The sequence below is a fragment of the Micromonospora polyrhachis genome (assembly GCF_014203835.1).
In the GTDB taxonomy this organism is placed as follows: domain Bacteria; phylum Actinomycetota; class Actinomycetes; order Mycobacteriales; family Micromonosporaceae; genus Micromonospora_H; species Micromonospora_H polyrhachis.
The window spans coordinates 5,408,201-5,432,188 of record NZ_JACHJW010000001.1; the positions used below are offsets into that span (position 1 = coordinate 5,408,201).

General features: G+C 69.6%; 21 protein-coding genes. 9 read left to right on the forward strand and 12 right to left on the reverse strand.

Going from position 1 to position 23,988, the window contains the following annotated elements:
• Positions 1-9: 9 nt before the first annotated feature.
• Positions 10-969, reverse strand: coding sequence for a hypothetical protein (locus FHR38_RS23960; RefSeq protein WP_184536778.1), 960 nt, complete (start codon positions 967-969; stop codon positions 10-12).
• 207 nt (positions 970-1,176) lie between these two features.
• Here FHR38_RS23960 and FHR38_RS23965 point away from each other — a divergent pair, with 207 nt between their 5' ends.
• The 3 genes from FHR38_RS23965 to FHR38_RS23975 are packed head-to-tail and all read left to right on the forward strand — an operon-like array spanning position 1,177 to position 5,673.
• Entirely contained in the window at positions 1,177-2,061 is an 885-nt protein-coding gene (locus tag FHR38_RS23965; RefSeq protein WP_184536779.1) for an AAA family ATPase, read from the forward strand.
• Positions 2,048-3,268, forward strand: a complete 1,221-nt coding sequence (locus tag FHR38_RS23970; protein WP_184536780.1) for a vWA domain-containing protein — start codon at positions 2,048-2,050, stop codon at positions 3,266-3,268. Before FHR38_RS23965 ends, FHR38_RS23970 begins: the two co-directional genes overlap by 14 nt.
• Positions 3,265-5,673: a CHAT domain-containing protein gene (locus FHR38_RS23975; protein WP_184536781.1), complete on the forward strand. Its 2,409-nt coding sequence runs from the start codon at positions 3,265-3,267 to the stop codon at positions 5,671-5,673. Before FHR38_RS23970 ends, FHR38_RS23975 begins: the two co-directional genes overlap by 4 nt.
• Here the strand turns inward: FHR38_RS23975 and FHR38_RS23980 are convergent.
• Together FHR38_RS23980 and FHR38_RS23985 are read right to left on the reverse strand one after the other, a co-directional pair.
• The gene (locus FHR38_RS23980; RefSeq protein ID WP_184536782.1) at positions 5,599-7,263 is read right to left on the reverse strand and encodes a CATRA conflict system CASPASE/TPR repeat-associated protein; all 1,665 of its coding nucleotides are present in this window, start codon (positions 7,261-7,263) and stop codon (positions 5,599-5,601) included. The two genes, FHR38_RS23975 and FHR38_RS23980, sit on opposite strands and share 75 nt — an antisense overlap.
• Entirely contained in the window at positions 7,253-7,612 is a 360-nt protein-coding gene (locus FHR38_RS23985; protein WP_184536783.1) for a CATRA system-associated protein, read from the reverse strand. The genes FHR38_RS23980 and FHR38_RS23985 overlap by 11 nt, the downstream gene beginning before the upstream one ends.
• A gap of 197 nt (positions 7,613-7,809) precedes the next feature.
• Here FHR38_RS23985 and FHR38_RS23990 point away from each other — a divergent pair, with 197 nt between their 5' ends.
• Entirely contained in the window at positions 7,810-9,156 is a 1,347-nt protein-coding gene (locus FHR38_RS23990; protein WP_184536784.1) for a hypothetical protein, read from the forward strand.
• Positions 9,157-9,241: 85 nt separating this feature from the next.
• Here the strand turns inward: FHR38_RS23990 and FHR38_RS32495 are convergent, their stop codons facing one another.
• From FHR38_RS32495 to FHR38_RS33790, 4 genes are all read right to left on the reverse strand, one after another.
• Positions 9,242-9,472 carry a hypothetical protein gene (locus FHR38_RS32495; protein ID WP_246448075.1) on the reverse strand — a complete coding sequence of 77 codons (231 nt, stop codon included), beginning with the start codon at positions 9,470-9,472 and terminating at the stop codon, positions 9,242-9,244.
• Positions 9,469-10,020: an ISAs1 family transposase gene (locus FHR38_RS32500; RefSeq protein ID WP_312882594.1), complete on the reverse strand. Its 552-nt coding sequence runs from the start codon at positions 10,018-10,020 to the stop codon at positions 9,469-9,471. Before FHR38_RS32500 ends, FHR38_RS32495 begins: the two co-directional genes overlap by 4 nt.
• 15 nt (positions 10,021-10,035) lie before the next feature.
• On the reverse strand, positions 10,036-10,263 hold the full coding sequence (locus tag FHR38_RS33315) for a transposase family protein (RefSeq protein ID WP_312882373.1): 228 nt from the start codon (positions 10,261-10,263) through the stop codon (positions 10,036-10,038).
• Positions 10,264-10,526: 263 nt separating this feature from the next.
• Complete coding sequence (locus tag FHR38_RS33790) at positions 10,527-10,640, reverse strand: transposase (protein WP_460777323.1); 114 nt, start codon at positions 10,638-10,640, stop codon at positions 10,527-10,529.
• 1,213 nt (positions 10,641-11,853) lie between these two features.
• On the opposite strand from FHR38_RS33790, the gene FHR38_RS24000 reads away from it, so the two are divergent.
• A complete protein-coding gene (locus tag FHR38_RS24000) occupies positions 11,854-12,477 on the forward strand; it encodes a TetR/AcrR family transcriptional regulator (protein ID WP_184536785.1) in 624 nt (207 codons plus the stop codon).
• Complete coding sequence (locus FHR38_RS24005; protein WP_221449159.1) at positions 12,474-14,216, forward strand: carboxylesterase/lipase family protein; 1,743 nt, start codon at positions 12,474-12,476, stop codon at positions 14,214-14,216. Before FHR38_RS24000 ends, FHR38_RS24005 begins: the two co-directional genes overlap by 4 nt.
• 2 nt (positions 14,217-14,218) lie before the next feature.
• Here the strand turns inward: FHR38_RS24005 and FHR38_RS24010 are convergent, their stop codons facing one another.
• The 5 genes from FHR38_RS24010 to FHR38_RS24030 form a co-directional block, all read right to left on the reverse strand.
• Positions 14,219-16,015: a putative bifunctional diguanylate cyclase/phosphodiesterase gene (locus FHR38_RS24010; RefSeq protein WP_376771494.1), complete on the reverse strand. Its 1,797-nt coding sequence runs from the start codon at positions 16,013-16,015 to the stop codon at positions 14,219-14,221.
• Positions 15,990-16,799, reverse strand: a complete 810-nt coding sequence (locus FHR38_RS24015) for an SAM-dependent methyltransferase (protein WP_184536786.1) — start codon at positions 16,797-16,799, stop codon at positions 15,990-15,992. The genes FHR38_RS24010 and FHR38_RS24015 overlap by 26 nt, the downstream gene beginning before the upstream one ends.
• A 297-nt stretch (positions 16,800-17,096) precedes the next feature.
• A complete protein-coding gene (locus FHR38_RS24020) occupies positions 17,097-17,765 on the reverse strand; it encodes a response regulator transcription factor (protein WP_130460771.1) in 669 nt (222 codons plus the stop codon).
• Positions 17,766-17,772: 7 nt separating this feature from the next.
• Positions 17,773-19,458, reverse strand: coding sequence for a sensor histidine kinase (locus FHR38_RS24025; RefSeq protein ID WP_312882375.1), 1,686 nt, complete (start codon positions 19,456-19,458; stop codon positions 17,773-17,775).
• 14 nt (positions 19,459-19,472) lie between these two features.
• Complete coding sequence (locus tag FHR38_RS24030; RefSeq protein ID WP_184536787.1) at positions 19,473-21,278, reverse strand: AMP-dependent synthetase/ligase; 1,806 nt, start codon at positions 21,276-21,278, stop codon at positions 19,473-19,475.
• 226 nt (positions 21,279-21,504) lie between these two features.
• Between FHR38_RS24030 and FHR38_RS24035 the strand changes: the two genes are divergently transcribed.
• From FHR38_RS24035 to FHR38_RS24045, 3 genes are all read left to right on the forward strand, one after another.
• Positions 21,505-21,960, forward strand: coding sequence for an SRPBCC family protein (locus FHR38_RS24035; RefSeq protein WP_184536788.1), 456 nt, complete (start codon positions 21,505-21,507; stop codon positions 21,958-21,960).
• 40 nt (positions 21,961-22,000) lie between these two features.
• Positions 22,001-22,945 (forward strand): hypothetical protein, encoded by a 945-nt coding sequence (locus tag FHR38_RS32510; RefSeq protein ID WP_246446723.1) that lies wholly within the window; start codon positions 22,001-22,003, stop codon positions 22,943-22,945.
• A gap of 80 nt (positions 22,946-23,025) precedes the next feature.
• Positions 23,026-23,973, forward strand: coding sequence for an ROK family glucokinase (locus FHR38_RS24045; RefSeq protein ID WP_184536789.1), 948 nt, complete (start codon positions 23,026-23,028; stop codon positions 23,971-23,973).
• Positions 23,974-23,988 lie beyond the last annotated feature (15 nt).

The following is a 23,988-nucleotide window of genomic DNA, read 5'->3' on the forward strand; positions in this document are numbered from 1 at the left end:
GCCGGGATCTTAGAGCTGTACGTGCAGTGTCTGCCGGTGGAGGGTGTGTAGCGACCGGATGGCGGACCGGAGTTCCTGGAGCAGTTCGCCCGGGTGTGACGGTCCGTTCGGCCAGGCACCGAAGCTGCGGGTGTCGAAGCCGACCGTGTCGATGCCGCAGCGGTGGGGGAGCCCGAGCACCCGGATCGCCTCGGCGTGCTGGAAGGGCACGTAGAGGTCGGTGGTGGCCAAGAGTACGCGGTCGGTGGGGGCGGGGCGGGTGACGAACCGGGCCCAGCCGGTGAGGGTGTCCGGGGTGTTCGCCCGCTGGCCGGGGCGAGTCGGTGGCGCGGCGACGACGTTGATCTGCCGATCGTCCGAGGGATAGCTCTTGGCCCACCAGCCGTTGCCATCCGCGGTGGTCCCGGTGCGAGTGACGATCTCCCCGGCCGGCGGGAATGCCTGCCGTACCGCCGCCAGCATGGCGTCGCCCTCGGTGGTGATCTCGGGGTCATCCTGCTGGCCCGGACGCGCTGGCAGCTCGCGGAGGCTGCCCAGTCCGGTGACGGTGCCGGTCGAGGTGCCACTGGCCAGCAGCTCTGCGGCGAACTGGGCCCGCGCTCGGCCGGTGATCCGGCCGCCGCCGAGGATCAGGACGTGGTCGTAGCGTTCGACGGGTGGGCGCTGCCGTCCGGCGAGTCCGAGGGCCGGTGCGGCTGCCTCGATCAGCTTCCGCGTGGCGTCGTCCCGCTCGATATACCGCGCGTCGACACGTTCTCCGCCGGCGCGGCTGTCCCACACCATCGAGAAGTCTTCCAGGTACGCCAGGCGAGCGTCCACGTCGCCCGCCGGGAGGTCACCGCCGAAGGCGCGGACCAGGGCGGCCATGGCCGCCGAGCCGATCCACTGTGCGATGTCGTGGGCCAGTGCCTCGGGTGCGGCACCGCCGACCGGCCACGCCGGCAGGTGAACGATCGGGAACTGCGTCATGGCATGACCGCTGTTGTTCCGAGCGCCAGCGCGGCGGCGAGATCGATGCCGTGGCTCATGGGCGTCACCATACCTTCCAGGGTGGACTATCACAGCAGTGGATGGCGAGATCTTTTGTCTGTTGCGCGAAGAATGGGAGGCCGGACGTTCCGCCAATGGGCTCATCCCTTTATCGACAGTGTCTGATCGTGAAGGCATACTTGGCGGATGGTCGCACCGCCCCTGTCGAGCGTGGCGGCCCTTGGTCAGGCGTTGGAGAATGTCGGATATCTGCCAGGGGATGGTCTTGCGTCCGCCGTCTTTCTCGCGGTACGACTGCGCCGTCCACTATTCCTGGAGGGTGATCCCGGCGTAGGGAAGACCGCACTCGCCCAGGCGATGTCGCAGATTCTCTGCGCCGACCTGGTCCGGTTGCAGTGCTACGGCGGAATCGACGCGTCCCAGGCGCTCTACGACTGGAACTTTCCCCGGCAGATCCTGCACCTGCGGGCCACCGGTGAGCTGGTCGACGTGGCGGGAGTGGTGAATTCGCTCTACAGTCGCGATTTTCTGGTCGAGCGACCCATTCTGCGCGCCATCGAGAACTGCCCTTCCGTTCTCCTGGTCGACGAGATTGATCGTGCTGATGACGACTTCGAGGCGTTCCTGCTGGAGGTGCTGGAGGAGAACGCGGTGAGCATTCCGGAGTTGGGCACCATCCGGGGAGCCGAGCCACCGCTGATCATCCTGACCTCGAACCGTACCCGGGAGGTCCATGACGCCCTCAAACGTCGCTGCCTCTACCACTGGATCGCCCATCCGGACGTGAGCCGCGAGGTCGAGATCCTGCGCCGCCGGGTCGCCGACCTCCCGGAGTCCCTGGCGCAAGATATCGCGACCGCGATGGCTCGGCTTCGCTCCGCCGACCTGGTGAAGACGCCCGGGGTGGCGGAATCGCTCGACCTCGCGCGTGCCGTACTGGAACTCGGTGGGAGCGGCCTGACCCCGGAGATCGTCGACGCCACGCTCGGCACCGTCGCGAAACACCAGGAAGACCTGGCCACGGTACGTCGCGAGCTTCTCCCCGGGCAGGGCCGGAATGCCCGGTCGTGACGGGGCCCGCCGCACCGGAACCGACGCGATCTCCGACCTGATGGGCTTGGTGGGCGCACTCCGGGCCGCCGGCATCCAGGTCGACACCGGTCGTGTCCTCGTCACGATGGACGCGCTCACCCACCTCGATCCGCTCGATCGGGCGGCCGTCTACTGGGGTACGAGACTCACCCTCTGCACGCAACAGGCGGACCTGCCGGTGTTCGACGCGGCCTTCGCCAGCTGGTTCGAGGCGTACGCGCCGAGCATCCCGGATGCCGACGCGCCGACAGCGCTCCCGGAAGGAACAACTCCCGCGTCCGCTGACCGCTCCAGCAGCCCGGTCGTCGATCGGGGCAACGACGCCAACGCGGCAGCCGACGACGCCAGCGATCCAGCGGCCGGCACTACCGCCCCAGCTGACGGCACCAGCGACCCGGCCTGGGTCGCGATCGCCTCGGGCGGGGACGCGACCGCGCCCGAGGCGCTGGCTCGCCGCGACCTACGTACGCTCAGCGTCGCCGAACGGACCGAGCTGGACGCCTGGATCGCCCTGCTCGGCGCGGTCGGCCCGACGTACCGGTCGCGGCGCTACCGGGACGGCGGTCGGCGGATGATCGACGGAAACCGCACCGTCCGCACGTTGATCCGCAACGGTGGCGAACCGGCCCAGCTACGCTTCCGGCGTACGACACCCAAGCCGCGCCGACTGACCCTGCTCATCGACGTCAGCGAGTCGATGCGGGTCTACCGAGAGGCATTCGTACGGTTCGCCCACGGTGCCCTCTCCGTCCGGCCAGCGACCACCGAGGTCTTCACCCTCGGGACCCGGTGCGTACGTCTCACGCCAGCGCTGCGGACGCCCGACCCGGATCGCGCGATGCGTGCGACGGCCGAGCTGGAGTCCGGCTGGGGCGGCGGGACGCTGCTCGGTGCCACCCTCCGGGACTTTTTGCGGCAGTGGGGTGGCCGCAACGTCGTCCGGTCCGCGTACGTCGTCATCGCCTCCGACGGGCACGACTTCGGTCCGGCCGTGGTCCTGGCCCGTCAGGTGGAACGACTGTCCCAACTGACCCAACTTCTCGTCTGGGCCAATCCCCAACAGGGCTGGCCCGGTTACCAACCGATGGCCCCGGGGCTGGTGGCCAGCCAGCGGTTCGTCGACGTGAACGTGGCCGGGCACAGCTTCGAGGCACTGAGTGAACTGGCGGAGTTGATGACCCGATGACCGGTACGTCCTTGCACGTCAGCCGGGTGCTGGCCCGAGACGACCTGCTCCAGTTGGCGGCAGACGCGGACGATGCCGTCGGTATCGTCCGCCAACGGGAGAGCCTGGCGCGTAGCGCCGAGCGCGGGCTCGACGTGTTCGCCGTGGCGCTGCGGCACTACCTGAACGAGGTCGAATCGAGACGCTGGGCGATTCGGGCGCAGGCCTGGTCGTACGCGGCCACCATCGTGTGCTTCTGCGACCTGGTCGGCATCCCGATCGAGACGCCGTACTCGGCCCAGGAGATGTACGCGAGTGCCGCCCGCGAACTGACGGAGAACGTCGTCGACGGCAGGCGACTGGACCAGGACCTGACCCTGGGTGTCTTCAACACCCACCGGAGGGCCCGCAACCTGCGGCTGACCGGCCGGTACGCCGAGGCGCTGAACCTGGTCGTGGTCCCGCCGACCGACCTGTTCGGTACGGGGGCGGAGCCGCACTGGGGGCACTACCTGTTCGAGTTCGGGGCCTGCCTGATCTCCAACGGGCAGGCGGCGCAGGTGCCGGACGCGTTGGGGGAGCAGCGGCAGTACTGGGAACGGACCCGGGCGGCCGGTTTCTCGACCCGGCATCGGTTCGACTTCGTCCTGGCCCTGGCCGAGTGGGAGCGGGGGGAGCCGGCGGAGGCGCTGTGCGGTCTGCGGATGGCAACGGACCGGCTGGGCACCACCGACCGGACCGCAGGGCCGGCTGCAGTGGACTCGCTGCGTGCGTCCCTGGACGAGGCGCGCGACGTGCAGCGGCTGTCGGTGACCCTGGGGCTGGCCGAGGCCCTGGCCCTGGGGGAGCCGACCGAAGCACGGCTGCGTGAGGTGGTCGACCTGGGCGGCCAGGCACTGGAGGTCGCGGAGCAGATCCGGGGCCGGTGGCGGGTGATCGCCCGGTCGCGTACGCCGTTGGCGGTGGCGTTCCGCCGTATCTACGGCGACATCGCCCTGTTGGCCTCGCGCCTCCCCGGCCCCGATGCGGCGGCCCTCGGTTTCCGGGTCGCCCTGTCGGCGAAGCAGACCGGGTTCGCCAGCCGGGTACGCGAGGGCCGGCTCCTGATGAGCCCGCATGTCGGGGGACTGCTGGACGAGATCGTCGACCTCGAGGATCCGCCGGTGGAGACGTTGACCAGCGGTGACCGGACGTCCCGGGACGAGAAGTTGGAGCAGTTGCGGGTCCGGATCGAGGAGGAGGTGTCGCCGATGCTGGCGGACACCGTCCTTCCCGTACCCACCGAACTGCACCGCCTGGTCGACCTGATCGGCGAGCGCCACGCCGTGGACTTCGTCGCCTTGCCGGACACACTGAGCGGGCACCGGAAGAACTGGTTCCGGGCGATCATCCAACCGAATCGCCCGATCGGGTTCGAGCGGTTCGAGCCCGGCCCCGCCTACACAGCCTTCTTCGAGGGCAGCGAGGGCAGCGTGGGCAGCGGGAGCAGCGAGGGCAGCGTGGCCGGCGCGGCCGGCGGAGACAGCGAGGGTAGCGAGGGCAGCGAGGACAGCCGGCGGGGGCAGGCCCCATGGCTCGATCGGCTGGAGCGGGCGACCACGACGGAGCAGCCCGACTGGCAGGGCCTCGCCCACGAACTGCTGCCGGCCGCCCTGCTTGCCGAGGTACGCGCCAGGACGGTGACCGACCCGGTGGAGTTGCTGATCTCCGGCCACTCCGCGTTGAGCCTGTTGCCGTGGGCGGCACTGCGGATCGACGACGCGGGCACACCGCTGGTCGAGCGGGCGGTGATCGCCCAGTGTCCGACGCTGACCTGCCTGTCGTACCGGCGACCGCCCGTGGTGACCGGCCCCGCGCTGGTCCGGCTCGTCTCGGTGGCCGAGGGTGGGGTGAACATCGACCAGGAGCGGCTGGCCTGGGACCTGGGCGAGGAGCGGGGGCGGGTGCGGCTCAGCCGATGCGCGGCGGACCGCGCGTCGTCGCCCGTCGCGCTGGATGCCGACGTGCCGGCGGCCCTCGCGGATTCGACCGCCGGCTGGGGGTTCGTGCATGTCGCGGCGCACGGTGGCGGCCAGGGGCTGGGACAGTACCTCCAACTTCCCCGGGAACTCACGGCGGCGCAGGCGCTGGGTATGAAGTGGCCGGCCTCGGTGCTGATGGCGTCGTGTCATGTCGGGCGGTTGGTGAATCCCGAGGACGCCGAGCCGTTGAGCTTCGTCATGGCACTACTGACCGGCGGTTCGCGGTGTGTGGTCGCCGGGATGGACTGGATTCCTGACGTGTGGACCGGCCGGGCGGCCGGCCGGATCGTGGACGCCGTACGGGATGGCTCGGTCCGCCTGGACGTCGCGCTACGGGCCGTCCAGCTCGGCTCCGCCCGCCAGCCCAACGCCAGGTGGGCCTTGTTGAGCGCCTACGTCCGATGATCCTGCCGGGGTAGCTGGCCGCTGATCCTCCCGGGGTGGCAGGCCGCGCACCGGACCGTTGGTGCGGTGCGCCCGCCAAGGTATCCGACGTCGCCGTGGTCGCGGGATCAGCCGGCGGGCGGTGGACGGGCCGGGCCGTCGGGAGCGTAGCCAGACGGCAGCGGCGAGGATCGACCCGAGCCCGGCGCTGGTCAGCAGGGCCCACCAGGGGTGGAGCGGGCGGTGGAGGACCAGGTGGGCGAGGGCCTGGGCGCAGAGCCAGCCGGTGCTCGCGCCGAGCGCGCTGGCCGCCAGGTAGTCGACCGATCGCAGTGGTAGGTCGCGCGGTACCCGCCGGGACAGTCGCAGCACGATGGTGGGCAGGGCCAGGGCGAGCGCGCCGAGGGAGGCGATGATCGGCAACTGGAGTACGCGTGGGATGGGCAGGACGGTGCCGAACGCCTGCACCGCGGCGAGGATCATCAGGATGGAGCTGATGACGGAGGCCTGGACGAGTTGGAGTTGCTGCTGATGGGTGCCGAGACCACGCTGGACCGCGACTGCGGTCAGGGCGGAGATCTTCTCGGCGCGTTCCTGGGAGATCTCCAGGTAGGCGATGTCGTCGGCCAGCCGCTCACACACCGATTGCGCCAGGGCCAGGTCGGCGGCGAGTGGCCCGGGGGCCGCAGGGTCGAGTGAGACGGTGGCGCGCAGGTTCGCTTCTGCCGCCTCGATGCCTCGGGCCGTTTTCCGTAGCTGGGCGAGCGTGAAGATGACGCCGTGCGTGCGTACCTGGAGGTCGGTGAGGCTGGCGTCGGCCGCGACCAGTTGGCCGGGCGCGGTGGTCGCGGATTTGTGCAGGTCCAGCAGATCGTCGACGGTGTTGTCCATTTCCAGTCGCAGCCGTCGGATCGCTGTGGCGCTCGCCCGATGGTCGGCGTGTTGGTATCGGAGCTTCGCGGCGTCGAGTAGGTATTGGACGAATGGCCCGAGCTCCCGATCTCCGGGGGTCCAGGCGAAGGCGTCCAGCGCCAGTTCGGCGCTCTGCTCGGCGACCAGGACGAATCGGCGTTGCCGGGCTGGGGACGTGGGCACCTCCCAGATCAGGAAGCCCTCGGTTGTTCGCGACCGATGCCGGGTCCAGGCACCTTCTCCGACCTCGGGGAACTCGCCGCCGAGGGTTTTCTCGATCGCCACGATCGTCTCCGGGTCGAGTGGGGCGTCCACCAGCCCCATGTAGACCCGGGCGCTGCCCAGGTGGTCGGTGCCCGGTGCCACTCGATCCAGCAGGGCCAGTTCGCTGTCCATGGCGGCCCAGGTGCGGTCCGGATCCTGCGGTGCCAGTAACACGGTGAGGCAGGCGGCGTCGCCCGTGCTCGACAGCGCCGCCTGGTGCACGGGTATGTCCTCCGTGGACCGCTTCGCGTAGCCGAGCACAGCCAGCCCGCCGGTGGGTACGTCGACGCCGAGCGCCAGGGTGGCGCTGTCCGTGTCCGACCGCATTTCCAGGGTGGCGACGAGGTGTTGCCAGGTGTCGAGCAGGGCCGGGGTGACGGTGGGTTGGTCGAGTCGGGTGAACTCGTGCGTCAGCAGGGCGCGACTAACGAACATCTGCGGCACTCGGTCGGGTGTCGCTGCCCTGACCGTCCCGGTCAACCCGGATGATCACATCGGTGATGAGGGGGATGACCTCGTTGATCCGTGGCTCGATCCTGCGGGGGGCGGCGGTCAGCCTCGGGTCGTCCATGCTCATGACCGGTGCCCGAGCCCCGGGCACGATCGCCTCGAACTGTTCGACGACGTCATCGAGGTCGCGCAGATCCGGTGCGGTGAGCGCGGCAGCCAGGTCGTCCACCGCTTTCGCCGCGAGTTGCCAATCGTCCGGAGTGAGCCGCCAGTTGGCGGCGGCTTCGAGGAGGTTTCTCAACATGACCAGGTCTCGGTACAGTTGTTTCGCCATGCTCTCCCCATTGCGATGATCGCTTGCGGTGAATGCTAGCAGCGCTGGTCAACATGGACGCTTGTGTTCTTCCGGGCGGGATGTCAATGCCCGGTGTGGTCGGATATCGGACGAGGTCGATCCGACTATTGATGCGGTTGCTTGAGTCGGCGAGTATTGCTGGACCAAATCAAGCGGGAAAGGGCCGAACTGTCGTGATGAGTGTGGAGCAACTCCGCGATTACTGCCCGAAGATTCGCCGGCACCAACTGACCGTCGACGAACAGCTGATCGACATGATAGAGGCGGACGTCCAGGAGTACCGCAGCTATCTTCGTGACCCTCGGCCCCAACTGCCACCGGCGGAGTTGGCGGAGCTGCTGCCGCTGATGGGCTGGCTGATCCTGGAAGCGTCACTGTCGCGACTGTGGGAGATCACGGCCGGCTACGAGGTGCTGAGTGGCCCGCAGCGGGACCGAAGCGAGGCCGCCGTCGAGCTGATCGCGCGGGCGGGGGACGCCGCTAGGTCGTTGCCGTGGCCCGAGTTCGCGCCACGGGCACTGGGGGCGATCCGTGCCCAGGCGCTCGCCGCCTCGAAACGGGACACCGAGAGCGGCTACGACGACGCCTGGATTCTCCACCAGGAGGCCAAGGCGAAGCACGCCAGCTATCTGGACAGCCACGGCACCGACCCGGCCCGCGAGCGCTACGTTCGCGACCTCGGTGAGGTGTTGTTGCAGCTCGCGTTGGCCGAGACGGGCACGGCCTGCCGTACGGCGGAACGCGTGCTCGGGCGATGGGCCGAGGGCAAGGTGGAGGGGACCTGGACCGAGGCGGACAGTGCTCGTTGGACGCAGCGCATGTATCGCCAGTTGGCCGACGGAGCCGCGATCGGTGCCCGAGCCCTGGACATCGCCCGGGGCATCGAGGAACGTTGGGGCTTCACGCACTACGTGAGCGAGGATCGCCTGGCCCTGCCGACGAGCTACCGGCTACCCGCGATCATGACGGCTCGGGCCATCCTGCTGATGATCTCGATGAGCCCGGAGATGGAGGCGCTGGGCCGGCTGCCGGGCGACGGCTTCGAGACCTGGGCTGAGGCGCGGGCCGACCTGCTGAAGCGCTTCGAGGATGCCTATCGCTACATCGAGCGGCCGGTGCACAACGAGAACGGCGAGCCGTGGCCCCTGCTCGGGGACCACGAACGGTCGGTGGTCCAGCTTCGTCTACACCTCGCGTTGCTCGCGCCGGGATACGACTTCGCGGCGGATAGCGTCTTCGATCCGTGTGTCGCGGCCAATCCGCTCGACGATGACGCGGTGACGGCGATGTCGAGCTGGCTCGCCGCAGTCGGTGACGACGGTGGGCAGCGCGGGGACGCGAACGTGGTAGGCAGCGCCACCAAGCCGAGCTTCATCAGGTCGGTCGAGACCGTACGCGAGGCGCTCGGCGGGTCGAGCGGGTATGCCCAGTGGCGCCGCGACTGGTTCGAACTCGACCGGTACTGCGACGAGGACGGCCGTCGGGAGCGGGTGGACCAGGCGCTGGGCGATGCCGAGGAGTGACCCCCCGATGGACATCGAAGCTGTCATGGACTATCTGGTGGAGCACAGGGATCCCCACCTGCCTCCCAGGGCCCCGGCAAAGTCGTCAGGTGATGCCGAGCAGTGCCACCGGGCGGGTGCTGTCGCGGGCGTGATGTCGGTTGGCGGCGGCGATGTTGGTGACTCCGGTCAGGCGTAGGGCGTCGATCGCGGCGTTGCGTAACGCGGCCATGACCTCGGGTCCGGTGCCGGTGCGGATCTGGCTGCGGTCTTCGTCGTAGGTGACGTCGCGTACCCAGTGGATTCTGTTCTCGATTGACCAGTGCCCGCGGATCAAGCTGGCCAGTTGTGCCGGTTGTGCCTGGTGGACGCGGAGATCGGTGATGGCGTAGACGGTCTCGGTGGTGAAGTTTTCGGCTGGTCGAGGCGGCGTCTGCGGCGGCGGATCTGGATGGCTTGGGCGGCGTGCGGGAAGTCGATGCCGGTGGAGATCGTCAGGATCTTCAGGCTGCGGATCTCGCGGCGGCCGTGTCCGCGATCGGTGTCGCGGGTGGCTTCTGGGACTGCCCGCCAGGGCAGCGTGGTGAACTGGGCGTGCAGGTGGGGCTGGTTGCCTTTGACGGTCAGGATCCAGTGCGCGCCGCGTTGCGCGAGGTAGGTGACGTGCTCGCGTTGGCAGTGCAGGGCGTCGGCGGTGATCACGGTGTCGCGCAGGTCGCTGATCTGGTCGAGCAGCGGCGCAAATCGGGTAATCTCGTTGGTCTTGCCGTCGACGTCGATGCTGGCCTGGACCACGCCGGTGGCCTGGTCGCAGGCGGTCATCGTGCGCCGAGCGGCGGTCTCGGTGTTGCGGGAGCCGCGCAGGGTCTTGCCGTCGATGGCGATCGCCCGGCCGGCCGTCTAGGTGGTGGCGGTGGCCCGACCGGCGAGCCAGACACTGATCGCCGCGGTCAGTAGCTGCGGGTCCATGGCCTGCAACAGCCGACGGATCATCGCCTCCGACGGGCGCCGGTCGGCAGCCATGCCCAGGGCGAGCGCCGTTGCCGCCGGCACGTCGGCGACCCATTCGGCGATCGCGGCGTACGAGCGGTAGCCGGCGACCACGGCACATACGGCTGCGGTGACCACGACCGTCAGCCGATGCCGGACACCTCGCCTGGCAGGTGGATCAGGCGGAGAGGCGAGCGCTTCGGGCAGCCCACCAGCGGTTTCGGCAACGGTTAGAGCCGGTGCGCAGGACAGGGACGAGATCAGCGATGATGGCAGCGTGGGCATGACTCACTTTGGGCGATCAGCATGGCGTAGAGAACCTTGATGATCTTCTGAGACCCTCGCCCTCCCCACCGGTCGTCACCTCCACGAAGACTCCGCCAGCCCCTCCAACGATCACATCATTCGGAGATCTCGAAGTCTTTGGCGATCTGCGCGATCGTCACGCCCGGCTCGTGATGGCGGGCCACGCGCACGACGTCCTCGCGGAACTCCTTGGGACGGGACTTGGGCACGGGAGACATCCTTTCAGCAGCGCCACACAGCGCTACAAGTCAGGTGTCACCTATCCGTACAGCAGACCCGGCCGGGGCCGGTGACCGTGCGTGGACAAGTCAGCTCAAAGGTACGAGACCATTCAGACCAAGGGTCACACGCACGGCCACCAGACCACAGCCCAGCACAATCAGGCCGCGACAGCGATCCTCGCAGTCAGCCCAGGGTCGCTCGGATGACAGCGGCGTCCCCGTCCAGTTCCAGCAGGCGTACGACCCACCCTCCTGGTTCGGGTTCGGCTCCGGGTTGGTCGCATCCGACTCGCCCGCCGCCGTCGGCGTGTATCGCCACAGTGCACCCGGGCCCTGCCATGAAGCCGCCACCGCCGCCCCTGCCATTGGCGTCGGTCAGTCGCACCCTGACACCGCCATCCTCCACGGAGGACGACACCGTCCACCTGCCGAGTGGGAATTTGACCGAACCGGAGAAGGACACTTTGCAGTCGCCGTCGGCACACGCCGTGTACTTGGTGCCGCCCCCGCTCGGCGCCTCCGTCCTCTGTGCCGCTTCGGTCTCCCGTGACTTGTCCGCGGTGGGGGAGGAAGATGCGGAAGGTTCGGCGTCACGGGGACTTGGGGGGGAAGCAGCGCGGGAGGCGGTCGCGGTAGCGGCGGTGTCAGGGCTCGACCACGTGGCATCGGAGGACGATTCCGCCTTGGAGTCGCAGCCGGCTACGGTCAAGACCAGCAGTAACGCTCCGATCGCTGTGCGTTTTGCGGAGGAAAGTCGGCAATGCTGCATGCGCGGAGTCTAGTGGCCCGACTTTGCCGGAGCCCTGACCTGCCTCCCGGATACCTTTCCGAGCAACTCTTGTCGCTTTCGTGGATCGTCGATGTCGATGAGGGCGCTCGGATCTGGCTGATTCGGTGAAGAGGAAGTTTCCATCAATGGCGCCAGATGTGGATAGCTGGCCGAAGAGTTGGCATCGCGCCTGGACTGCCCGTGAAGAGCGCTCGGGTGGTGGCGTTGCGCCGTCGGCGAGACGTTTGATCGAAGCGCCTATCGCTATGAGTTCGATTGGCGCTGAGAAGGTTCCTCGCCTTGGTGTGTATGGCCGCCATGCTCCGTCGTGCCGCGCAGGCGTAGGGCGTCCTGGAATCCGGGCTGCCCGCTCTGAGGTGCAGTCAACCCGTATGCAGCGGTGCTCTTACCTGCTCGTGGTAGCTTTTACTCATGCAAGTAAACAGTGGTCCGTCGAACCGTCGTACCGTCACCAACGAGGCCCGGCGGGCGCAGATCATCGCGTACGCGATCGAGACCATCGCCGAGCTGGGCTACGCCGGTGCGTCCTTCGCGCAGATCGCCAAGCGTGCCGGGCTGAGCAGCACCCGGCTGATCTCTTACCACTTTGCCGGCAAGGACGAGCTGATGGTCGAGGTGATGCGGACGGTGCTGGCGGAGTTCGCAGCCTTCGTGCAGCGCCACGCGGTGGCCGACACCATCGCCGGTGAGTTGCGTGCGTTGATCGAGGCCAACGTGGACTTCATGCGTGAGCATCGCGCCCACCTGGTGGCGCTGAACGAGATCGCCGCCAACGCGCGTGGCACCGGCGAGGTCGCCGCGCAGACAACGGCGATCGCCGAGTCCGATCTTGCCGGGTTGGCGGAACTCCTCCGCCGGGGACAGCGTGCCGGCGAGTTCCGGGAGTTCGACACCCGGGTCCTCGCGGTGGCGGTGCTCGCGCTGCGGGACGCGGTCGTCGCCCAACTCGCCAAGGACCCCCATCTGGACCTCGCGCCCTACCGGCGGGAGTTGGCGACGCTAGTCGACCTGGCGACCAGGAAGGAGACGTCATGACAGTGACGGGCTACCGGAGCGCACTGGCCGCCGTACTGGCCGGGCTCATCGTCACGACCACAGCCACGGCAGCCACAGCGGCCACAGCCACGGCAGCCACAGTCACAGCGGCTACCGGCATCGAGGGGGACAGGATGGAGAGCAACGACAGCATCGTGGTGCGTACCGAGGGTGGTCCGGTGCGCGGTTGGCGGACCGGCGAGCACCGAAAGTTCCAGGGCATTCCGTACGCGGCACCGCCGACCGGTGAGCTGCGCTGGCGGGCGCCGCAGCCGGTCGTACCGTGGCAGGCGCCCCGGGATGCCACCAAGCCGGGCAGTCCCTGCCCACAACTGCCATCGTCCTACGCGGACGTGAGTAGCGTCGACGAGGACTGTCTGTTCCTCAACATCACCGCGCCGCGAGACGCGTACCGGGGTGCTCACAAGCCCGTGCTGGTGTGGATCCACGGCGACGGTGCGGTCGGGGCCGGGCACTTCTTCGACGCCGACCGGCTGGCTGCCGACGGCGACAGTGTCGTCGTCACCATCAACTACCGGCTCGGCGTGTTCGGTGGCTTCGGCCTGCCGGGACTCGCCGGCAGTGGGACCTTCGGCCTCCAGGACCAGCAGGCGGCGCTGCGCTGGGTACGGCGCAACATCGCCGCCTTTGGTGGTGACCCGGGCAACGTGACCCTCTTCGGGGTCTCCTACGGGGCAACGGCCACCACCGCACACCTGACCGCACCGGGATCGGCGGGCCTGTTCGACCGGGCCATCGTCGAAAGCGGTTTCGCCCTGATGGACATGCCGGCCGAGTCGATGCACCCGGGCGGCGAGGCGCTGCCCTGGTGGGCTTGGCGGCCGGAAGCGGAAGTCGCCGAGATCGGTGCCTGGGTGGCCGGGGAACTCGGCTGTGACCCGAGCGAGCCGGCCCAGGCCGTGGCCTGCCTGCGTACCCTGCCAGTCGAAAGGCTGCTGGAGTTTCCGCAGGTGATGAACATTTTCCAGAGCATGGCGTACGGCGGTCAGACCCTGCCGGACCTGCCGGCGCAGGCATTGCGGGCCGGTCGGTTCCACCGGGTCCCGGTCATCTCCGGGGCCACCCGCGACGAGCACCGTACCTTCGTCGGGATGTTCCGGGTGCTCGCCGGCCATCCGGTTTCCGCTGCGGACTATCCGAAGTTGCTGGCCCAGGCGTTCGGATCAGAGCAGGTTCCGGCGATCATGCTGAACTATCCGTTGACCGATGCTGAGTCGCCCAGCCTGACCTGGGCCCGGGTCCTCACCGACCGGCTCTGGGCGAAGTCCACCTTCGAACAGAACCAGTTGTTCGCCACCAGGATGCCGACCTACGCCTACGAGTTCGCCGACCCGTTCCCGCCGGTCTCCCTGCCGTTCCCGCCGGACTTCCCGCCGGGCGCCTACCACGCCGCGGACACGTCGTACGTCTTCCGGGACGAGCAGTTCACCTCGGCCGCCAGCCTCGAACAGCTCCGGCTCTCCGATCGGATGATCAGCTACTGGAGCAACTTCGCCCGTACCGGTGATCCGAACGGTCCCGGCCTGCCCCGCTGGTCGCGGTTCGACGGTCGCCAGCCGGTGCCGTACGTCCAGTCGTTGGCCCCCGGCTGCATCGGGGCAGTCGACTACGCGGCGGAGCATCGCCTGGCCTTCTGGACCAGCCAGCACCAGCCCGCCACGGCCGCCAGCCAGCACCGGCCCGCCACGGCCGCCAGCCCGCACCAGCCCGCCAGCTAGCTCTACGGTCGGTCCCGGTCCAGCCGCTCGGTGATCCGGGCGGCTGGTGCCGGCATGCCCAGATGCCAGCCCTGGCCGGCGTCACAACCGATGGCCCGGAGGCGCTCGACCTGGTTGGCGGTCTCCACCCCCTCGGCGGTGACGGTCAGACCGAGGGCGTGCCCGAGCGAGACCATGGTCGCCAGGATGCGCTCGTCGACGTGGCTCGCCGGATCGTCCGCCGGCGCGCGTAGACCCGCCACGAAGGACCCGGCCACCTTCAGCTCGTTGACCGGCAGGTCCCGCAGGTAGGCGAGGTTGGAGTAGCCGGTGCCGAAGTCGTCGATGGCGATCCGCACCCCGAGGTCGGCCAGGGTACGCAGGGCGTGCACCGGCTCTCCCGCGGTGCTCATCATCGCGCTTTCGGTGATCTCCAGTTGCAGCCGTTCAGGGGGTAGCCCGGTCTGTTCCAGCACCCGGACGACCTCGTTCACCAGCCCGGGATCGTGCACCTGCCGTACGGCCAGGTTGACGCTGACGAACGGGGGCGGGCCGTATCGGCTGGTCCAGCCGCTCGCCTCCCGGCAGGCTTCGGCGAGCACCCAGCCGCCGAGCCGGACGATGAACCCGGTCTCCTCGGCCAGCGCGATGAAGGCGTCCGGCCGGAGCAGACCCAGTTCGGGATGCCGCCAGCGGATGAGCACCTCGACCCCGAGCACCCCACCGTCGGTGAGCGAGGCCAGCGGCTGGTAGTCGAGGAAGAACTCGCCCCGGTCCAGGGCGTCGGGCATCGCCGCGGAGAGCGCGTACCGGAGTTGTTCCTGCTCGTTGCGTTTGGTGTCGAACACCTCGCACCGTCCCCGCCCGGCGGTCTTGGCCCAGCGTAGGGTGACGTCCGCCGCCCGCATGATCTCGGTTGGGGTGGCGTCGTCGACCGGTCGTTCGACGATGCCGACGCTCGCGGTGACACTGAGCAGATGACCATCCACGTACGACGGTTCGCGGCTGGCGGCCAGGGCACGTTCGGCCACCGTCAACATGTGGGCGGTGCCGGTGGACTCCTCGACGAGGATGGCGAACTTGTCGCCGCCCAACCGGGCGACGACATGCTCGCCCACGTCGCGGCGTAGCCGCTCGGCGACCGCCACCAGGAGCCGGTCACCGACCTGGTGGCCCCGGGTGTCGTTGATCTCCTTGAACCGGTCGAGGTCGACGAAGCAGACACCCACGCGTGCGTCCGTTCGGAGTGGCCGGGCGATCACGGCGGCGAGCCGGTCGGTGAAGAGCGCCCGGTTGGGCAGGTCGGTGAGTGGATCGTGGGTGGCCTGATGTCGGAACCGGGACTCGCTGTCCCGCAGCGCCTGCTCGGCGTGCTCCCGGGCGACCATCCCGGCCTGCCGGATGGACTCCTGTTCGTCGAGGGTACGGTCGCGTAGTGCGCGGGCGTATCCGGTCGCGATGCTGGCCAGTAGCCGGGCCAACCGGTCCTCGATGTCCTCTCCGGAGAGACCGAGGTCGCGCAGCAGTCGCAGGTGGATGATCTCGATGGTGCGGCCGAGTCCTTCGGCGGAGGCGATGTGGTGGGTGACGAGGTCGGTGCCGACCTTGATGCCGACCCGGGGGTCGAATGGTTCGGCGTGCAGTGACCGCGCCAGCCGGATGGTCAGCCGGCGGAGAAAGGCTTCAAGCTGGGCCGGGGTCATCGGGATGTAGCTGGTGTCGTCCACCGCCTTGCCCCAGGCGCGGGCGAAGGCGCTCGCCCCGGGCTGTACCGAGGCCGTGGTCCGTTTCTGGTCAGTCACCGAGCCGGCCCACTCCACCGAGGAAGGCGGCACGCTCGGCGTGCTCCGCGCCCTCCGGGCAGTCGGACCGCCACTGCGGTACCCATACCAGGCCAGGCTCGACCAGGTCGAAGCCGTCGAAGAACTTGCCGATCTCGGTTCGACCACGGGGGGCCAGGTGGTTGTCGGTACGTTGGTAGACCGTCTCGGCATCGCGCCGTTCCGTGTTGGTCCGACCGTCGTCGCTGGCCTGGGAGAGGACCAGGTAACTGCCGCGTACGAGGGTCCGCCGGATGGTGCGTAGGAGACCGGCCGGGTCGTCGGCGTCGGGGATGAAGTGCAGGACCGCGACGACCAGGACCGCGATGGGCTGGTCGAAGTCGAGCAGCCCGCGTACGTCCGGATGGGTCAGGATGTGGTCGACGCGACGTAGATCCTCGTGGATCACCGTCGCCCGGTCGTTGCCGCGCAGGATCTGCCGGCTGTGCGCCACCGCCACCGGATCGATGTCAACGTATACCACCCGGGCTTCCGGGGTCACCTGTTGGGCGATCTCGTGCACGTTGCCGACCGTGGGGATCCCGGAGCCGATGTCGAGGAACTGTCGGATGCCGGCCTTGACCAGGTATTGCACGGTCCGGCGCAGGAAGGCCCGGTTGGCCTGGGCCATCAGGGGTGCATCGGGAACCGCGTCGATCAGCACCTGCGCGGTGCTTCGATCGACCGCGAAGTTGTGCGAACCGCCCAGGTAGTAGTCGTACATGCGGGCCACGCTGGGCCGCTCGATGTCGATCTTCTCCGGTGCCCAGTCCGGCCGCTGCATAGCTGCCCCTTTTGCGCGGTACGCGACACTTTGTTGCCTGCCAGGTGTTCCCCGGTATTCTGCCCGTCGCGTGCCCGACTATCCAGAGCGATGCAAGTTCGTCCAGCCGCATCTGTCGCGGAGACGGGTAGCAGCGTTCGCGAGTGCGGGTGACAGCGTCTGCGGCTGGCGGGGTCAAGCAGCGGCGATGCCGCCGCCGCGGACCCGGACCGGCCGGCGCGATGAGATATATCGATTGCTTGTTCCGCCCGGTGTCGCGGTCGGTCCGGGCCGAGCCCTGCCCGACCGCGACAGTGGTCAGAACTTCGGCGCGTCGGGTGCTTCGAGCAGCCCCAGCCGCAGCGCGGTCATCAGGGCCTGGGCGCGGTTGGCCGCCCCCAGCTTCTCGTAGAGCTTGGAGATGTGGGTCTTGGCCGTCGACTCGCTGACGAAGAGCTGCTTGGCGATGCCGGCGACGCTCATCCCGTCGGCGAGCAGGCGCAGCACCTGGCCCTCGCGGGGGGACAGCTGCGGGCCGGAGGGGGCCAGCCGACGCTTCATCGCCTCGGCCAGGTCGGCGGCGGTGAATGCGCTCGGGGAGGAGGCGGCGTGTCGGGCCGCGGCGACCACCTCGTCAGCCGGCGCGGTCTTGGGTACGAAGGCACTCGCCCCGGCTTCGAGAGCACCGAAGAGCTGGTCGTCACCGGCGTACATGGTCAGCACGACGATGCCCATCGTGGCGCTGGACTTACGCAGGGCGCGGGTGGCCTCCAGGCCGCTACCGTCCGGCAGGCGAAGATCCATGATCACGACGTCGGGCTGCAGGGCGCCGGCCTGCCGGACCCCCTCCGCGGCGGTGGCGGCCTCGCCGACGACCTCGAACTGCCGATCCCGCTCGAAGGCGTGGCGCAGTCCCTTGCGGATCAGATCGTGATCATCCACAAGCAGGACCTTGGTACGGGTCGTCGGCGTGGGGCTGGTGGTCATGCTCGGGTTACTCCCCTTCTGGTGCGGTGACGCTATCGCGGACGCTATCGCGCCGGGGCAAGGTTCCGAGTACCACCGCCACGGTCGTGCCGCTGGGGCGTCGCGGTCTGATCTCCAGGCGGCCTCGGATACGTTCCGCTCTCTCCGCCATGATCGCAAGCCCGTAGCGCCCGTCGGGCCGCTGGTCAGCTATGCCCTGACCATCATCCGACACTTCGATCTGTGCGAACGGCGGGTCGACGGCACAGGTTACCCACAAATTGGTGGCCTGTGCGTGTTTACGGGCGTTGGTGATCGCCTCTTGCGCGATGCGGAGCATTTCGGCCTCGGTGGCGGCGGGCAACCGGGCAGTGGACTCGTCGAGGGAAAGGTGCACCCGGAGTCCGGCCGACGCGCCCACCGTCCGGGCGTACTCGGCGATCGCGGCGGCCAGCCCACCGTGCCGGTCCACCTCGCTGCGCAGCTCGAACAGGCTCAACCGCAGCTCGGTGATCACCCGGGTGACCTCGCCGCGCAGCGTACGCAGCTCCTCGGCGGTCTCCTTGGCGTCGTCGGGCAGGGTGGCCAGCGCGTTGTCGATGCCGTACCCCACCATCACGAGTTCCTGGGCGACCCCGTCGTGGATCTCCCTGGCCAGCCGCTGCCGTTCCTCGTTGGTGGCCAGCGATCGGACCTCGTCGAAGAGCAGCGCGGCCTCCAGCCGCAGCGCGGCCGGCCGGGTCAACGCGGTCACCTGGTCCACCACCGCGGCCGGGTACGCCCCTGCCACGTCCGCCTCCAGGGTGACCAGGCCGACCGTACGCACCCCGGCGACCAGTGGTACGACCAGCGCAGAGACCTCCGGACCGGAGTGGGAGCGGGACTGGGAACGGTGGGCCGTCTGCGGCTGCTGGGTGGCCCAGGCATCGGCGATGGCCGAGTCGGCGTCGAGCGTGGTCTCCCAGTCGACCCGGTCCACCCCGACCTGGGCGAGCACCACCAACCGCCCACCGCCGCTGGCCGAGAGCACGGCCCCCCGGTCGGTACGGGCCACCGTACGCAACTCCTCCAGCAGGTGCTCGGAGATGCCACCCGGGTCGAGGGTGGCCCCGGGCAGTTGCCGGGCGACGCTGCGCAGTTGGGTGAGCAGTCGGGTCGCCTCGGCGTACGGCTGGGGCTTGCTCTCGCCCCGGACCTGCATGATCCGTTGCAGGGTGCTGGCCGCGATCGTGCCGAGCACGGCCAGGGTCAACCACTGGGCGCAGACGGCGAGGTAATTGGCCTGCTCAAGCTGTCGGCCGGCGGCGGTCTCGGTGACCAGCCCGCTGACGACGAGCGCGACGGCGGCGACGCCGAGCAGGGCCGCACCCTCTCGTACCCGTCGGTTCATGGCGGTCACGGTGAGCGGCACGGCCAGGTAGGGGAGCATCGCCGCCGCACCGAGGTTGCTGCCCTGGACCGCCGAGGCGGCCACCTGGCTGGCCGCCATCGCGACGATCACCACCTCGGCGAACCGGCCGAGCGGGGCGAGGATCCGATGCCGTGGAGCGATCACGGCGGGAATGCCGGCCCCGGCGAGCAGGGCGATCCACCAGAGCTGGGTCACGTCCCGGGTGGCGATCAGGGTCAGTAGGGCGACCAGACAGAGCATCACCACCCGGGCTGCTACCGCCAGCGGGTGCAGGAACGGCAGGGGGACTGTCGATGCGGGCACCTGACGGATCGTAGTCAGCTTCCGTAGATCGCGGCGATTTCCGCCGCGTGCTTTCTGTGTACGACGTCCCGCTTGACCTTCATCGACGGGGTCATCTCGCCGGTGGCCTCGCTGAAGTCGCCGGAGAGGATCCGGAACGACTTGATTGCCTCGGCGCGGGAGACCAGCTGGTTGGCGGAGTCGACGGCGCTCTGCACCTCGGCCCGCAGGATCGGGTCCTCGGCCAGTTCGGCGACCGGAGTGCCGGCCGGATGCCCGTGACCGGCCAGCCAGTTCGGCCAGGCCTCCTCGTCGATGGTGATCAGCGCGGCGATGAACGGCTTCCGGTCACCGACCACCACGCACTGGCTGATCAGCGGGTGCGCGCGGACCGGATCCTCCAGCACCGCCGGGGCCACGTTCTTGCCGCCCGCGGTAACGATGATCTCCTTCTTTCGGCCGGTGATGGACAGGTAGCCGTCCCCGTCGAGTTCACCGAGGTCACCGCTGTGGAACCAGCCGTCGTCGGTCAGCGCCGAGGCGGTGGCCTCGGGGTTGCGCCAGTAGCCCTGGAACACCAGGTCACCCTTGATCAGGATCTCGCCGTCGTCGGCGATACGGACGGTCACCCCGGGCAGGGGCCGGCCGACCGTACCGATCCGGGTGTGGGTGGGCAGGTTGGCGGCGGCGGCCGGCGAGGTCTCGGTCAGCCCGTAGCCCTCCACCACGGGCACCCCGATGCCCCGGAAGAAGTGGCCCAGCCGGGCGCCCAGCGGTGCGCCGCCGGAGATCGCGTCCCGGCACCGGCCGCCGAGCGCGTCCCGCAGCTTGCGGTAGACCAGCCGGTCGAACAGCGCGTGCTGGAGGCGCAGCCACAGGCCCGGCCCGGACGGGGTGTCCAGCGCCTCGCTGTAGGCGACGGCCACCTGCTCGGCCCGGTCGAAGATCTTGCCCTTGCCCTCGGCCTGGGCCTTCTGACGGGCCCCGTTGTAGACCTTCTCGAAGACCCGAGGGACCGAGAGGATGAAGGTGGGGCGGAACCGCTGGAGTTCGGGGACCAGGTTCTTGACGTCGGCGCTGTGCGCCATCGTCGACCGGGTGTGTACGACACCGATCTGGATCAGCCGGGCGAACGAGTGGGCCAGGGGCAGGAACAGCAGGGTCGAGGCGCCCGGGTTGAACAGGTTGGGCAGCACCGGTACGGCGTTGGCGATGTCCGCGTACATGTTGCGGTGGGTCAGCACGCAGCCCTTGGGCCGACCGGTGGTGCCGCTGGTGTAGATGATCGTGGCGGGGTCGGAGGACCGAAGGTTCGTGCGCCGTTCGTCGATCTGGGCCGGGTCGACCGAGCTGCCCTGCTCGATGAGCCTGACCAGGTCGCCCGCATCGATCTGCCACACCTGGCCGAGGTCGGGCAGGCGGTCCCGGATCTCTGCCACGCACTGGGCGTGGCCGTCGGTCTCCACCAGGCACGCCACCGCGCCCGAGTCGGAGAGGATCCAGGCCACCTGTTCGTCGCTGGAGGTCTCGTAGATCGGCACGGTCACCGCGCCGGCCGCCCAGATCGCATAGTCGAACAGGGTCCACTCGTAACGCGTCTTGCTCATCAGCCCGACCCGCGCGCCCGGTGCGATGCCGGCCGCGACCAGCCCCCGGGCGACCGCGGCGACCTCGTCGCGGAACTGGCGGCAGGTGACGTCCACCCAGCCGTCAGTCCCCTCCGATGCCCGCCGGACGAACTGCACCGCGTCCGGTGCCGTCTCGGCGTTGTCCCAGACCGGATCGGTCAGGTTGGCCGCTTCACCGATGGTGACGACCGGTGGCACGGAGAACTCACGCACCTGCACTCCTCGCGCTCGTACTGGGCCGGTCTGCCGTCCTGGGTGACGGGGCCCGCCGTCGGCCGGTGGGGCTTGCGCCGCCGTCGACGACAGGTCCGGCACTGCCGAACCTACCCGCCCACCCGCGCGGGCTGTTCAGGCAGGTTGCCTGGTAGGCGGCGGGAACCGGCGAGTCGGGACGATCCGGCCGGCTGGACCGGCCGGATCACCGGGTAGCCTGCCCCACATGACGGACTTCTCCACCCAGTCGATCGTCATCGCCGCACCTCCCGAACGGGTCGCGGCGGTGATTTGCGACTTCGCGCGCTACCCGGAGTGGACCGAGGCCGTCAAGAGCGTCGAGGTGGTGCAGGAGTACGAGGACGGCTACGCCAGTCAGGTCCGGTTCGTGCTCGACGCCGGCGTCCTGACCGACGAGTACACGCTGGCCTACGAGTACGCCGAGGACATCTCGCGGATCCAGTGGCACCTGGCGGCTCCCTCGAAGATGCAGAAGGCCCAGGACGGGTCGTACGACATCGAGGACAACGGTGACGGCACGTCGACGGTGACCTACACCCTGGCGGTCGATCTCTCGGTCGGCATGCTCGGGATGTTCCGACGCAAGGCCGAGAAGATGATCATGGATGCCGCGTTGAAGCAGCTCAAGCAGCGGGTGGAGACATCCGCTACGGCGCAGTGAGCCGCTCGTGACGAGCACCGCCCGGGCAGAGGAGCCGAACATGGGAGGAATCGACCCGGGTACGGCCCGGGAGGAGGCCGAGCGCCTGGTCACCACGGCCCTGGCTGCCGTCCGGCTGGCCGCCGCCGGGACCGCCGGTGGTGGCAGCGAGTCCGGCCCGTCCGGTCCGTTGGGCTCACTCGGCTCGTTCGGCGACATGATCTCGGGCGTACTGGGGCCTCCCCCTGCCGGACCCCCGGCGGCGGGTGCCGGTGCCTCGGCTGGCCCCGAGCCCTCGGTGGAGGGCGACGCTTCAGAGACCGCGAGGGCGGGTGCCGTGCCGGGTGGCGGGCACTTCGCGACCGGTACGGCGGAGTGCTGCGTCTGTCCGATCTGTCGGGCGATCGTGGCGCTGCGCGACCCGAGCCCGGAGTTCAGCGAGCGGCTCGCCACCGGAGCCGGTGACTTCGCCGCCGGAGTGGCCAGCCTGCTGCGTGCCTTCTCCACCGTCACCACGACGGCTTCCGCGAGCCCGACGGCTTCCGATGCTGGACCGGAAGCCGCAGCCGGAGAGCCGGTCCGGGCAGCCGGACCGCAGCACCCGAGCGGACCGGACACTCCGGCCGGAACGGGTGCACCCTGCCAGACACCGGCTGCCGGTGGCGAGCCAGGGGGGGACCAGATGTGGCGCGAGGCGACCCGTACCGGGCATGATTCGTGGGCGGCGCCCGAGCCGGACGTCTGGGCCGCCGCGACGCGTAGGGACGGGGCGGAACCTTTGGGCGGCTCCGGCGCACCCACCGACGCGGCCGCAACCCCCGACGCTGCGGGTACGGCCGACGTCACCGGGACCGCCGATGTCGCCGGCCCCACAGCCCGGACGCGAATCCGGTCCGCCGGGACCAGCGCGACGGCCCACGGGGCGGTCGATCGGCCGGTGGTGCCCGCCTCGCGGACGCCGACGTCCGGGACCGGTGCGGACGACCTGTCAGGCGACGACGCCTGACCACGGAGGAGTTGGACCCTCGACGGCCGATCAGCCGCCGGCGGGATGAACGTGCAGCATTGCAGAGGGGAGCGGCAGCGGTGACGCTGACCATCGGAGTCGACGTCGGTGGCACGAAGGTTGCCGGCGGAGTCGTCGACGACGCCGGTGTGGTGTTGGCACAGACCCGCCGGGAAACCCCCGCCGACGATGCGGCGAAGACCCGCGACGTCATTATCGAGGTGGTCACCGAACTTGCCGCCGGCCGCGAGATCGAGGCGGTGGGCATCGGGGCGGCCGGCTGGATCGACGCGACCCGTTCCACCGTACTGTTCGCGCCCAACCTGGCCTGGCGCGACGAGCCGCTACGCGATCACGTCCGGTCGGCGGTCGAGCTGCCGGTGATCGTGGAGAACGATGCCAACGTGGCCGCCTGGGCGGAGTTCCGTTACGGCGCGGCCCGGCACGCGGACGACTCGATGGTCATGTTCACCATCGGCACCGGCGTCGGAGGCGGCATCGTGCTCGGCGGTGAACTGGTACGCGGCTCCCACGGCGTCGCCGCCGAACTGGGGCACATGCTGGCGGTGCCGGACGGGCACCGGTGTGGGTGCGGCCGACTCGGCTGCATCGAGCAGTACGCCAGCGGCAGCGCCCTGGTCCGCTTCGCCCGCGCGGGTGCCCGACAGGAGCCGCGCCGGGCGTCCGGGCTGCTGGAGTTGGGCGGCGGCGACGTCGACGCGATCACCGGACCGATGGTGACCGCCGCCGCCAAGGCCGGTGACCAGGTCTCCATCGAGGCGTTCGCCCAGTTGGGCCGGTGGCTCGGCATCGGGCTGGCCGACCTGGCGCAGATCCTCGACCCGCAGGTGCTGGTCGTCGGCGGTGGTGTGGTCGACGCCGGTGATCTCCTGCTCGGGCCCACCACACGATCCTTCATGGACTCCCTGGCGCAGCGGGGACGAATTCCGGTGGCCGAGGTGCGACCCGCCGAACTGGGTAACAGTGCGGGTGTGATCGGCGCGGCCGACCTGGCCCGCCGACGGTAGCCCCGGGACGAGTGA

Bases quoted from the DNA above. Each gene is read 5' to 3' on its own strand.
- FHR38_RS24000 (WP_184536785.1), top strand. From the start codon at position 11,854: ATGCAAGTAAACAGTGGTCCGTCGAACCGTCGTACCGTCACCAACGAG.
- FHR38_RS24020 (WP_130460771.1), bottom strand. From the start codon at position 17,765: ATGACCACCAGCCCCACGCCGACGACCCGTACCAAGGTCCTGCTTGTG.
- FHR38_RS23965 (WP_184536779.1), top strand. From the start codon at position 1,177: ATGGTCGCACCGCCCCTGTCGAGCGTGGCGGCCCTTGGTCAGGCGTTG.
- FHR38_RS23980 (WP_184536782.1), bottom strand. From the start codon at position 7,263: ATGTTCGTTAGTCGCGCCCTGCTGACGCACGAGTTCACCCGACTCGAC.
- FHR38_RS23975 (WP_184536781.1), top strand. From the start codon at position 3,265: ATGACCGGTACGTCCTTGCACGTCAGCCGGGTGCTGGCCCGAGACGAC.
- FHR38_RS23985 (WP_184536783.1), bottom strand. From the start codon at position 7,612: ATGGCGAAACAACTGTACCGAGACCTGGTCATGTTGAGAAACCTCCTC.
- FHR38_RS24035 (WP_184536788.1), top strand. From the start codon at position 21,505: ATGACGGACTTCTCCACCCAGTCGATCGTCATCGCCGCACCTCCCGAA.
- FHR38_RS23970 (WP_184536780.1), top strand. From the start codon at position 2,048: ATGCCCGGTCGTGACGGGGCCCGCCGCACCGGAACCGACGCGATCTCC.
- FHR38_RS32510 (WP_246446723.1), top strand. From the start codon at position 22,001: ATGGGAGGAATCGACCCGGGTACGGCCCGGGAGGAGGCCGAGCGCCTG.
- FHR38_RS24005 (WP_221449159.1), top strand. From the start codon at position 12,474: ATGACAGTGACGGGCTACCGGAGCGCACTGGCCGCCGTACTGGCCGGG.
- FHR38_RS23960 (WP_184536778.1), bottom strand. From the start codon at position 969: ATGACGCAGTTCCCGATCGTTCACCTGCCGGCGTGGCCGGTCGGCGGT.
- FHR38_RS23990 (WP_184536784.1), top strand. From the start codon at position 7,810: ATGAGTGTGGAGCAACTCCGCGATTACTGCCCGAAGATTCGCCGGCAC.
- FHR38_RS24015 (WP_184536786.1), bottom strand. From the start codon at position 16,799: ATGCAGCGGCCGGACTGGGCACCGGAGAAGATCGACATCGAGCGGCCC.